This window comes from Mesorhizobium sp. M5C.F.Ca.IN.020.29.1.1, from assembly GCF_003997375.1.
In the GTDB taxonomy this organism is placed as follows: Bacteria; Pseudomonadota; Alphaproteobacteria; order Rhizobiales; family Rhizobiaceae; genus Mesorhizobium; species Mesorhizobium wenxiniae.
In genome coordinates this window covers 1-10,783 of sequence record NZ_RZSW01000186.1, presented here as the reverse complement: position 1 = coordinate 10,783, position 10,783 = coordinate 1, and the positions used below count along the sequence as shown (strand labels likewise).

Here is a 10,783-nt window from a genome sequence, read left to right as displayed (position 1 = left end):
GTTTAACATCAAGCCGCGTTCGAGCGGTGCTATCGCCTCGAATGCGCTCCCACGGAAGAGCTGCCCCATCCCCAGGACAAGGTGGCCAAGGGCGAAGCTCGGGCTGATCTCGACCGCCCTCTCTGCGGCGAGAACGGCCTGTTCGGGCGCGTTGGCGTACGCGCTGCAGATGGCCAACGCATAATGCGAATAGGGGTTCTTCTCATCGAGCCGGACCGCCACCAAGGCGGCGTCCAGACCTTCCCTGATGTCCTCCGACGGTCTGTCGCTCCAACCATAGGCGACGATGCCGGCGCTCACACGGCCGAGCCAGAGATGGGCCTCCGCAAGGTCGGGGTCGAGCCTGCACGCCTCGCGGAACAGCTCCCGCGCTCTCAGATGCGTTTTCTGGCCGACGTGGTGGAAATGCCAGGTACCTTGCCGCACCACGTCCCAGGCAGTCACATTACCGGAGTGGCGGGCACCGGCCGGAAGCGACTCCGTCTTGAGCAGTTCGGGCTCGATCGCGCCGGTGATCCGTTCGGCAATGGCATCCTGAACGGCAAATGCCTCCGCCAGTTCCATCTCGTATCGTTCGGCCCAGATCTGGCTGGCGGAAGCCGCATCGACCAGTTGCACCGACACCCGGACATGCGAGCCGGATCGGCGCACGCTTCCTTCGAGCACGTAACGGACGCCGAGCTCGCCGGCGACCTGTTTGGAGCCGAGGCACTTGTCCTTGTAGACGAAACTGGAATTGCGCCCGATCACCCGAAACCACCGGAACCGCGTCAGCGCGGTGATGATGTCCTCGGTGATGCCGTCGGCAAGGTACGCCTGTTCCTTGTCGTCGCTTACATTGGCAAATGGCAGGACCGCAATGGACGGTCTTTCGGGAAAGGCGGCCGGCTGCTGGAGGGCGGAAGGGTTGCTGCCGGCCGCGGCGTCCAGCACGCGCACGTGGCCGGCAAAACGATACCCAGTGCGGGAGACTGTGACGATCCACTCGCTGCCGTCCGGTTGTGGCCCGAGGAGCTTGCGCAGTGCTGCAATCTGCACCGACAGGTTGCTCTCCTCGACAATGGTATCGGGCCAGGCCGCCTCGATGAGCGCCGCCTTGCTCAAGACTTGCCCTGCTGCCTGCACCAAGGCGTGAAGCAGCAACAAGCCCTTGTGACCGATCGCGACAGGCTTTCCCTCGCGCATGAGCGTGCCGTACTGCATGTCAAGCAAGAACGGCCCGAACGCGAAGCGGCGCGATGTTACGCCGCCTTCACCGGATTCGGAAGAATTCGGAACTTTTCGCCTCCCCTTTAAGGACTTTGGCCGGTCGTCTCGTCATCCTCTTGGCCATGTTGATCGAGACTAGCACAATGGAGGCCCACATGACGATGTCGATACAGCGGACGGCAGCAGGTACGACCGCGGCCGCCGGCACCAAAGCTATGGTTGTCAAGGGTGGTGCGGCCTATCGGGCCGCCCAGGGATCGGACTATCTGCCGGGAATAAGCTCGGAGACGGTTGGAGCAATGGCTTTGTGGTTGGGTATTGTCACGCTCCCGCCCGGGCAGCGCACCAAGGCCCATGTCCATGAGCGCCATGAGTCGGCCTTCTACATGTTGAGCGGAGACGAGTTGGAGATGCGGAGCGGGGACGAACTCCAGTATCGGGATGTCGTGCATGCCGGCGATTACCTCTACATCCCAGCCAACGTGCTGCACGTCGCTGTCAATCGAGGCAGGAGGCCGGCTGTCTTCATCGGCGCGCGCAACGAGCCGACCGCACAGGAAAGTGTTGTGCTGTACCCCGAGATGGATGATCGCGTGCCGTAGCCGCGGTCAGAACGCCGGACGCGTGGGAAAGCCTGCCATGACAATCCGATGCCTCCGCCGTCGGTAGGCGGAGCTGCCCGGAATGGGCAGGCGCGGGGAAAAAGGATTGAAAGAGATGAGCAACTTGGATGTGGCGGAGGCCTCCGTTCCGGAGCGCACCCAGCACCAAAGCTGGCGCGGCCTGCAGGCGTCGTTTCCTGTCATGTTCGGCTTCATCCCATTCGCGCTGGTCCTCGGTTCGCAAGCAGCTCAAAAAGGATTCACTGCGCTCGAAGTGCCTCTTATGACGGGCCTCAACTTCGGCGGCGGTTCGGAGTTCGCCGCGGTCGAATTGTGGACGTCACCACCCCATGTGCTGTTGATCGTCGCGATCACCTTCCTGGTGAACAGCCGGCATCTTCTCATGGGGGCGGCGCTAGCTCCTTTGATCCGGCATCTGCCCAAGCGCAAGGCATTCCTGGTCTTGTTCTTCATGTGCGACGAGAGCTGGGCCATGGGGCTCGCCGATGCGCGAAAGTCGGGCACGAGCTTGAGCCTTGGGTATTATTTCGGCGTTTCACTTGGCCTTTACCTGACGTGGGTTGCTTTCACGACAGTGGGCGCGCTTGTCGGCCCCGTGCTGGGCGACGTCACCCGCTACGGGTTCGACATGGCATTTCCCGCCGTGTTCCTCGTCATGCTTGCGGGCATGTGGAAGGGCGTTTCGGCGGCCTTGCCGTGGCTTGTCAGTTTGCTCGTCGCAGCAGCGACGTATCTTGTCGCGCCGGGCGCCTGGTATGTGCCGGCCGGCGCGCTGTCGGGTGTCGTGGCCGCATTCTTCTGGGCGAGGTCGTCATGATCGACCCGATGTATCTCCTTGCCATCCTGCTGATGGCATCTGTCACCTATCTGACGCGAATCGGCGGTTACGTCTTCCTGCGCAACTGGAGCCTTGGTGCGCGGACGAGAATGGTTATGGAAAGCGCGCCAGGCTGCGTTCTGATAACGGTCATTGCCCCCGATTTCGTGACAGGTCATCCCGCGGATACAATCGCGCTTGCGGTCACCATGGTCGCAGCCACAAGGATGTCCATCCTTCCCACCGTCATCATCGCAATTCTATCGGCGGGCAGTCTGCGGAGCTTCCTCGGTTAGAGGGCTTTATAAGCGAGCTTCGCTTCGGGCTTTTCTGAGCCGCCGCCCTTGACCCATTAGAGAACACTATCGGTCTAACCCGGTCGTCAGAGCGATCGGGTTTGACCCTAGGGCTAATCAAGCCCGATCAGGCGACGGATGCGGCCGATATCGGTGCCGATGAAGGACTGCATGCCGATGGCCACCTGTTCCGGCGCCATGGCGGCGACGAAGCGGCGGAACTCGTCATCCGACAGCGCTTCGCCCGTCCAGTGGACGCGGCAGAACTCCTCCGAGCCGTGGAAATGGCCGGCACCGTCGAGCACGTCGTCGACATAGCGGCCGTAGATCATGCATTCGGAGAATTTGCGCGCCGCGCCGACGACTTCGACCCAGCAGCGCGCGTGGACCTTCTCGATTCGCGAGCACATCGCCGTCACGGTTTCGCGGCGCCAGGCAATCAGCGTCGAAATGTAATCGTGGGTGGAAACCTCTGATGGTTCGATGCCGAGCGCCGAGCCGGCATTGCGCGACCAGATGCGATGTTCCTCATGGCCTTCACCCGACAGCACGCCGTCGCGGCGGAACAGCCGCACCTTGCCATCGCGCCAGAAGGCGCTGCTGTCGAAAGGCTTGAGGAAGACCACGTCGGAATCGCAAAAGACCAGCACGTCTTCGCCGGCGTGTGCTGATATCGCGATGCGGCGAAGCTGCTGCACATGCCAGCCGCGCAGCGGCATGGTCTTCAGGCTGAGCCAGATGCGCCGGCGAAACAGGCTGAGCGGATCGTCGAACGCATGCAGCCAGCGCGGCAACAGGTCCCGCTCGTCGACGACCGTGCGGCGGCTGTTCTCCAGCTGGCGAAACAGTGCCACGTCGCGATGCTCGACAAGAATATAGTGGTGCGCCACGCCGGTAACGCAGCGGTCGAGGGTGTCGCACAGCAAGCGGCAACGCTCCAAATCCGGCGCATAGCTTGCCGTCACGATCGCGGCCGTCGGCGCCTGGCGAAGGACGTCGGTCTCAGGGCTCGGCACGAACCGGCTGTTCAACGGCTTGCTCCGGGGCCTGCTCCAGGGCGAGTTCTGGCAAGCGCGGGGTGGCCCAAAAATTTCTGGCCGGTGACGCGCCACAGGAACAGGGGATTGCCGACCACATAGCGGCGCCAGAGGCGACCCGGTTCGATCCACAGCCGAAACAGCCATTCGAGCCTGAGCCGGCGCATCCACAGCGGCGCCCGCGGCACCGTGCCGCTCATGAAGTCGAGCAGCGCGCCGACGGCGATCGGCAACGTGCAGTGGCGCGCATCGATATGGCGCGCGATCCACAATTCCTGGCGCGGCACGCCCATGGCGACAAGGAGCACGTCCGGTCTCAATCTGGCGATGCGATCGACGATCGCCGGCTCCTCGGCGGAAGAGAAATAACCGTCATGGATGACCACGAATCGGTGCTGCAACGCGAGCGCCGCCAGCTTCTTCGACGCCGCTTCGGCGTTGACCTGCGTCGCGCCGAGCAGCCCCACAGTCAGCGGCCTGCTGGACGCCTGCAGAAAGGCAGGGATGAAATCGGTGCCGTTGAGATTGTCCGGAAACGACGCCCCGTAAAGCAGTTTCGCCGCCAGATCGACGCCGACGCCGTCCGGCAGGATGAGAAAATCGTCGAGCGCCTCGGCAACGACCGGGTCCGTATAGGCGACATTGGCGTTGTGAGCGTTGAGAAAGGTGACCTTGGTGAAGCGACGCTCAGCAATCAACCGTGTCAGCAGGGCGACCGCGTCGTCCCAGCGAATGGCGAGGACCGAGATCCCCAGGATCGATTTCAAAGTGTCGACCCCGAAAGCGGCGCGGGCGGTGTGCATATTCATGCAAACACCTCCTGGCTGACGGGCCCGAGCTTTTCCAGGCCGCGCCTGATTGCGGCATCGAGCGCCTTCACCTGCCGGCGGTGGAAAGCGCTGCCGTCGACGTCCCTGACATCGGCCACTGCTGATTCCAGGGCGCCGGCGAAGGCGACCGGATCATCGGTCACCACGCAATTGACCGGGCGATGGTCGATGCCGCGCAACGAATGGCTGGTGGCGACGGCAGGCAGGCCGAGTTCGAAGGTTTCGACGGTCTTGAGCTGCACGCCGCTGCCGGAGGTGCTGATCAGCGGGATGACGGCGGCACCCCGCACGAAAGCCTGCGCGTCCGGCACGCGCCCGACGAACTCGACGCCGGGATGCGCGGACGTGAGGCCCGATGGCACGCCGCCGGCAATCCTGACCCGAAAATCGGGCCTGAGATGCGGCACCACTTTTTTCAGGAACCAGTCGAGGCCGATGCGGTTCGGCTGCCAAGTCCAGGTACCGATCAGCGCCGCGTCGCAATCAATACGGCGCGGTTCGTTTTGCACGGGCGCTTCGGCGCAAGTCACCAGCGGCAGCGCCGCCGAACGGTCATCGGAGGCGACGCCGAGTGCTGAGCGATCTTCGTCGGCCAGCGTGAGGACGAAGCGTGCCCGGCTGCAGAGTCGTTCTTCCATGGCCTTGAGCAGTCTGGCCTCACGGCGAAACAACAAGCGCTGGAAAAGGCCGCCCGCGGCAGCCGCGTTCTCCTGCGCCGAACGATGCTCGACATTGTGGGCGACGAAGATCGACGGCCGGTCGGCGAACAGCCTTTCGAAGGCGCCGGCGAACTGCACGGAATTCAAGACATAGCCGTCGAAAGGGCCGGCGCGTTCGACGGCGGCGCGGACCTCGCTGCCGGTGACCACGCGCAGCTTGACCGACGCGAAAGTGAGGCCGGAGAGCATCGCCTTTGCAACCCAAGCGAGCTTTTGCAGCGATGACGCGCCTTCGGTGCGCACATCGACGGCACCGAGCACGATGGTGTTTTGCGGATCGCTCGCAGGCTTGCCCGGCCAGGTGAAGCCAATCACGGTGACGCGCACGCCGGCCCGCCGCAACGCGGCGATGATGGCGGCATTGGCGATCTCATAGCCCGAGGCAAGAGCACCGTCGGGCACGATCGATGTGGCGAACAGCAGATGCATCTCACCTATCCAGTGCTGACCCAGCTAGCAAGGCGCGGTGAAGCCTTGATTAAGTGAAGCTATTTGGTCGCCCGGCGTTGCGGATTTGCGGGCTTGTCGGCGAAAGGTGATTAACGAAACGTTATCGTCGCGATGCTATCGAGAGCCAAACTCACCATCCCGGGCTGGACACGGATGATCCCTTTGCCATCGGACGGTTCGGTATTGACCGCGGGGCGGTCGCCGGGACTTGTCGCGGCGGCCGTCGAGGTCGTCGTCACGCTGCCGACCTTCAAACGGCCCGAGCAGCTGCTGGCGACGCTGGGATCGCTCAAGGCCCAGGACACCGGCAGACGCTTCGCAATCGTCGTGATGGAGAACGAAGCCGAGGCGCGCGCCGGCGCCAAGGCGGCGCTGCCGCTGTTCGAGCGCGGCGAGATATCAGGCATGGTGATAATTGCGCATGAGCGCGGCAATTGCAGCGCCTACAATGCCGGTTGGCAGACGGCGATCCTGCACTTTCCTGATTTTAGGCACCTGCTGGTCATCGATGATGACGAGATCGCCGATCCGCATTGGCTCGAGCGCATGTGCAAGGCGGCCGAGACGCTCGGTGCCGACATTGTCGGTGGCCCGCAAATGCCTGTGTTTGCCGACGCGGCCCATGCCAGATGGGCTGAGCACCCGGTCTTTGCGCCACCTTACCGGGAGACCGGGCGTGTGCCGGCGCTGTATTCCTCCGGCAATCTGCTGGTCGGCCGCAACGTGCTCACCGCCATGGGGCCGCCCTTTCTCGACCTGAAATTCAACTTCATGGGCGGCGGCGATTCCGATTTTCTGAGCCGCGCCGCACAGAGAGGCTTTGTGCTTGGCTGGTGCGCGGAGGCGCAAGTGCGGGAAAGCGTCCCGGCCCGACGCGTCGAAGCTGACTGGATCCGCGCCCGCAGCCTGCGCAACGGCGTCATCTCGACATTGGTCGAGAAGAAGAAACGGGCCGGCACGCCGTTCGCCGGCACCAGGGTTTTCTTGAAGAGCCTGGCGCTGCTTGCCGCCTCGCCATTTCGCGGCGCGGCCAGGCTGGCGCGGACCGGGTCATTGGCGACGGCCTTATACCCCATCCATGTCGCTGTCGGCCGCCTGCTTGCCGAATTCGGATACGCCAATGAGCAATACCGGCAGCCTGAGAAGAACTGAACGCGCGCCGCTCAGCGCGGCGTTCACACGCGACGGCGTCGCGACCGCGATCGCGGCGCTGCTGTTCACCGTCATCCTGGTGTCGTTCCGTCCCTTCCAGCCGGCCGGCGCCGAAATGACCGGCGACGGCGGCGACATCGTCAACCAGCTCGGCTTCGGCTCGCTCGGCGCGATCTCGATCTTCTCGCTGCTGGCTTTCGCCGATCCGCGCGTTGTGCGCTCGCTGCTCAGCCCGTCCTGGCTGCTGATGCTGGGCTTCTTCGTGCTGTCGGTGGTGATGGCAACCGACCCGCCGTCGGCCATGCGCGCCGCTTCCTTCACGCTGATCGGCATCTTGACGATGGCGACAATCCTGGCGCTTCCGCGTGACGCCGAGGCTTTCTCGAAAGTCATCATCTTCACCATCGTCGTCGTCATCGGCCTGTCCTATATCGGGCTCATCGTCTTTCCGCACGAGGCGCTGCACACCACCGATTCTCTCGAGCCGGAACATGCCGGCCTGTGGCGCGGCGTGTTCACCCACAAGAACATCGCCGGTCCTGTCATGGCCTGCTTCAGCTTCGCCGGGCTGTACCTCTACCGGCGCGGACAGCGGCTCTGGGGCGCGTCAATCTTTTGCGCGGCGATGATCTTCATGCTGCACACCGGTTCCAAGACGACGGCCGGATTGGTGCCGTTTTCGATCCTGATCGTCGTGGTGCCGAGCCTCATCGGCATGCGGCTCGGGACGCCGATCCTGTTCGCGCTGGCCATCATCGCCGCAGCGATCGGCACGCTGGGTATCGTCTTCCTGCCGCCGGTGAAGCATCTGGCGGCACTCTATTTCCCCGACCTGACCTACACCGGACGCACGACGCTGTGGGAGTTCGCCGGCGAGATGCTGGCGAAGCGGCCGTGGACCGGCTACGGCTTCGAGAGCTTCTGGGGCACGCCGCTGCTCTTAAACCAGGACCAGCCCTTCGACCGGGCCTGGGACATCAGAACCATCGTGCACGGCCATAACGGCTATCTCGACATCGCCGTGCTGATGGGCATCCCGGCGCTCTGCGTGGCAGTCTACACATTCCTGATCGCGCCGCTGCGCGATTACTTGCGCATCCCCCTGCGCAAGGAAAACATCTATCTCGGCGACTTCTTCATGATGGTGGTGCTGTTCGCCTCGCTGAACGCCTTCCTCGAAAGCTTCTTCTTCCATCGCGCCGACCCGGTCTGGCTGTTCTTCGTGTTCGGCATGTTCGGCCTCAGGCAGGTGTCGCTGCGGCCGATGGCGGTTCGTGGTCCGTCCTGATCCTCCGTTCCAACAGGGCTTCCCCGCCCAGCCACGAACGTCTATGGGAAGCCATCTTTTTGTTTGTGCATCGGATTTTCCCAAACCGGTACCACTTTGCGTCCGATGCTCTAGCGGAGGTTTTCTATGACGATCAGGCTTGTTCTCGCCGGTTGCGGCAATATGGGCTACGCCATGCTCTCGGGCTGGCTGAAATCGGGCAAGCTCCCCCCGGCGGCGGTCTTCGTGGTTGAGCCGAATGCCGATCTGCGCAAGCGTGCCGAAGCGCTCGGCTGCAGTGCTGCCGCGGAGGCCGGCGGTATTCCGGCGGACGCAGTGCCGGCCCTCGTGGTCATTGCGGTGAAGCCGCAAGTGATCCGCGACGTGACCGCCGCGTACAAGCGCTTCAATGATGGCCGCACGACCTTCGTCAGCATCGCCGCCGGAACGCCGCTCGCCACGTTCGAGGCCATTTTGGGCAATCGCGCGCCGATCGTGCGCTGCATGCCCAACACCCCGGCGGCGATCGGCAAGGGCATGATGGTGGTGTTTTCCAACCGACTGGTTTCCAACGACACTAAGCGTTTCGTTGCCGATCTGCTTTCGGCGAGCGGCGAAGTGACTGAGATCGACGACGAAGGCCTGATGGACGCGGTGACGGCGGTGTCAGGGTCTGGCCCCGCCTATCTCTTCCATTTCATCGAAGCGCTGACTGTGGCTGCCGAGAAGGCTGGCCTGCCAACAAAGACCGCCAGGCTGCTCGCCATGCAGACGGTCTATGGCGCCGCCTCGCTCGCCGCCGAAAGCGGCGAGCCGCCGGGCGTGCTGCGTCAGCAGGTGACCAGCCCCAACGGCACCACGGCCGCCGCACTTGCCGTGCTAATGGGCGGGGACCGGCTGATCCATCTGCTCACCGAAGCGGTGGAAGCAGCGCGGCTGCGGTCGATTGAGTTGGGGAAGTAATGGCGGACTGCGGATTACGCGAGATCGGTATGCGAAAAGTCGTTCCCTGGTCGCTCGGTTAGAACCGTGACGACGCAGAGAGTCGGCTAAATCAGGGATGTCCCCACAACTCGTCTATATCATCCTTGTTCACAGGCCGGCCGCCCTTGCCCTCTCCGGCTATGAGATCGTGGGCACTGGCTGCAAGTCGTTCGGCCAGAGGAATGCGTCCACTTTCCCGCTTCAATTCGGATTCAGGCACCTCGATCACTTCCCAAATCTCCGTACAGCGTCTCGTCCTGCAGCCGGCGCAAGGCGAAAAGCCTGGTCGTCGGGTCGGGTGCGGCATTGTCTGATGTCAGCAGCTCGCCCTTCCTGACCGGTCTCAGCACCTTGCCGCTTTCGAGCAGGCCGACTGGCACCGCGCGGTTGGCGCGAGCCTCTTCGACAGTCATGGTCCAGGAGCGGTAGCAGGTCTCGCCGATCGCATCGAAAATCTCGCCGGCGGCGAGATCGCGCTTGGCCACGGCGCAGACCTCGGCGACGGGCCTCGGCAGCGGCACCATGTCCGGCTTGCCATAGAGCGCGATGCGCGCGGCGGTCAACGGCACTTCCAGCGAGGTCAGATGATACGGCCGGAAGAAGCTGTAATAGGGGCCGTGGCCGATATGCAGGTCGTCCATGCGCTCGATGATGCGCGGATGCGTCGCCTCGACGATGACGAAGACGCCGGGCGCCACGCCCCTGCCGATGGTGTAGTCGACGACGCCCTTCCTCGACAGGATGCCGCCATCGGCGCGCGGGATGAGCACCTTGGCCAATTCATCGCGATTGGCCTTGGGGCCGTGCATGCCGGCAATGTCGGGCACCAGCCCGGTGGCGTTGGCGATGGCGCACATCTCGACCATGGTTTTCGAGCCGTCGACGAACTCGACCAGCATGCGCGGGTTCATGTTGCGGCGTAGCGCTTCCGCGCGATAGTCGTCGGGCACGGCGTCGTGATTGAGCGGGTTGTTCTTGCCTTTGCCGGCCGAGACGATGGTATAGCCGAGCGCAGAGGCGAACTCGATCAGCTCCATGCAGCTCGACGGCTCGTCGCCGGCACCGACCGAATAGACAACGCCGAGCCGGTCGGCCTGCTGTTTCAGATAACAGCCGATGGTGACGTCGGCTTCGACATTCATCATCACCAGATGCTTGCCGTGCTCCATCGCCATCAGGTCGAAATCGGCGGCGACGCCGGGCTTGCCGGTGGCGTCGATAACGACGTCAATGAGCGGATTGGTGACCAGCATCTCGTTCGAGGTGATGGCTATTTTTCCGCCCTCGATCGCCTCGCTGACCTTCGACGGCGTATCGGCCTCCCGTGCCATCGCCTCGTCGCCATAGGCGATGCGGACGGCATCACGCGCCGTGTGGGGGCGGCGGGTCGAGACGGCGC

General features: G+C 63.7%; 11 protein-coding genes. 6 read left to right on the top strand and 5 right to left on the bottom strand.

The window, feature by feature from the left end; all coding sequences use genetic code 11:
• A partial coding sequence (locus EOA85_RS16550; RefSeq protein ID WP_127210423.1) for a winged helix-turn-helix domain-containing protein occupies window positions 1-1,203 on the bottom strand: 1,203 nt, incomplete at its 3' end.
• A 161-nt stretch (window positions 1,204-1,364) separates the two neighbouring features.
• On the opposite strand from EOA85_RS16550, the gene EOA85_RS16545 reads away from it, so the two are divergent.
• The 3 genes from EOA85_RS16545 to EOA85_RS16535 all read left to right on the top strand — a co-directional run bounded on the left by EOA85_RS16545 (window position 1,365) and on the right by EOA85_RS16535 (window position 2,945).
• Window positions 1,365-1,811, top strand: coding sequence for a cupin domain-containing protein (locus EOA85_RS16545; protein ID WP_127210422.1), 447 nt, complete (start codon window positions 1,365-1,367; stop codon window positions 1,809-1,811).
• Window positions 1,812-1,926: 115 nt separating this feature from the next.
• Window positions 1,927-2,649, top strand: coding sequence for an AzlC family ABC transporter permease (locus tag EOA85_RS16540; protein ID WP_127210420.1), 723 nt, complete (start codon window positions 1,927-1,929; stop codon window positions 2,647-2,649).
• On the top strand, window positions 2,646-2,945 hold the full coding sequence (locus EOA85_RS16535) for an AzlD family protein (RefSeq protein WP_127210418.1): 300 nt from the start codon (window positions 2,646-2,648) through the stop codon (window positions 2,943-2,945). The genes EOA85_RS16540 and EOA85_RS16535 overlap by 4 nt, the downstream gene beginning before the upstream one ends.
• A gap of 113 nt (window positions 2,946-3,058) precedes the next feature.
• Here EOA85_RS16535 and EOA85_RS16530 read toward each other — a convergent pair whose 3' ends face one another.
• The 3 genes from EOA85_RS16530 to EOA85_RS16520 are packed head-to-tail and all read right to left on the bottom strand — an operon-like array spanning window position 3,059 to window position 5,960.
• Window positions 3,059-3,976, bottom strand: coding sequence for a DUF6492 family protein (locus EOA85_RS16530; protein WP_127210416.1), 918 nt, complete (start codon window positions 3,974-3,976; stop codon window positions 3,059-3,061).
• Window positions 3,973-4,791 (bottom strand): WecB/TagA/CpsF family glycosyltransferase, encoded by an 819-nt coding sequence (locus EOA85_RS16525; protein WP_127210414.1) that lies wholly within the window; start codon window positions 4,789-4,791, stop codon window positions 3,973-3,975. The genes EOA85_RS16530 and EOA85_RS16525 overlap by 4 nt, the downstream gene beginning before the upstream one ends.
• Window positions 4,788-5,960, bottom strand: coding sequence for a glycosyltransferase family 4 protein (locus tag EOA85_RS16520; RefSeq protein ID WP_127210412.1), 1,173 nt, complete (start codon window positions 5,958-5,960; stop codon window positions 4,788-4,790). Before EOA85_RS16520 ends, EOA85_RS16525 begins: the two co-directional genes overlap by 4 nt.
• A 174-nt stretch (window positions 5,961-6,134) precedes the next feature.
• Here EOA85_RS16520 and EOA85_RS16515 point away from each other — a divergent pair, with 174 nt between their 5' ends.
• From EOA85_RS16515 to proC, 3 genes are all read left to right on the top strand, one after another.
• Window positions 6,135-7,133 (top strand): glycosyltransferase, encoded by a 999-nt coding sequence (locus EOA85_RS16515; protein ID WP_127210410.1) that lies wholly within the window; start codon window positions 6,135-6,137, stop codon window positions 7,131-7,133.
• Window positions 7,102-8,421 (top strand): O-antigen ligase, encoded by a 1,320-nt coding sequence (locus EOA85_RS16510; protein ID WP_127210408.1) that lies wholly within the window; start codon window positions 7,102-7,104, stop codon window positions 8,419-8,421. The genes EOA85_RS16515 and EOA85_RS16510 overlap by 32 nt, the downstream gene beginning before the upstream one ends.
• A gap of 126 nt (window positions 8,422-8,547) precedes the next feature.
• On the top strand, window positions 8,548-9,363 hold the full coding sequence (gene proC / locus EOA85_RS16505) for a pyrroline-5-carboxylate reductase (protein ID WP_127210406.1): 816 nt from the start codon (window positions 8,548-8,550) through the stop codon (window positions 9,361-9,363).
• Window positions 9,364-9,596: 233 nt separating this feature from the next.
• Here the strand turns inward: proC and EOA85_RS16495 are convergent.
• Window positions 9,597-10,783, bottom strand: a 1,187-nt coding sequence (locus tag EOA85_RS16495; RefSeq protein ID WP_127210404.1) for a homoserine dehydrogenase, incomplete at its 5' end; no start/stop codon positions are given.

Bases quoted from the DNA above. Each gene is read 5' to 3' on its own strand.
- EOA85_RS16545 (WP_127210422.1), top strand. From the start codon at position 1,365: ATGACGATGTCGATACAGCGGACGGCAGCAGGTACGACCGCGGCCGCC.
- EOA85_RS16540 (WP_127210420.1), top strand. From the start codon at position 1,927: ATGAGCAACTTGGATGTGGCGGAGGCCTCCGTTCCGGAGCGCACCCAG.
- EOA85_RS16535 (WP_127210418.1), top strand. From the start codon at position 2,646: ATGATCGACCCGATGTATCTCCTTGCCATCCTGCTGATGGCATCTGTC.
- EOA85_RS16525 (WP_127210414.1), bottom strand. From the start codon at position 4,791: ATGAATATGCACACCGCCCGCGCCGCTTTCGGGGTCGACACTTTGAAA.
- EOA85_RS16520 (WP_127210412.1), bottom strand. From the start codon at position 5,960: ATGCATCTGCTGTTCGCCACATCGATCGTGCCCGACGGTGCTCTTGCC.
- EOA85_RS16515 (WP_127210410.1), top strand. From the start codon at position 6,135: ATGATCCCTTTGCCATCGGACGGTTCGGTATTGACCGCGGGGCGGTCG.
- EOA85_RS16510 (WP_127210408.1), top strand. From the start codon at position 7,102: ATGAGCAATACCGGCAGCCTGAGAAGAACTGAACGCGCGCCGCTCAGC.
- proC (WP_127210406.1), top strand. From the start codon at position 8,548: ATGACGATCAGGCTTGTTCTCGCCGGTTGCGGCAATATGGGCTACGCC.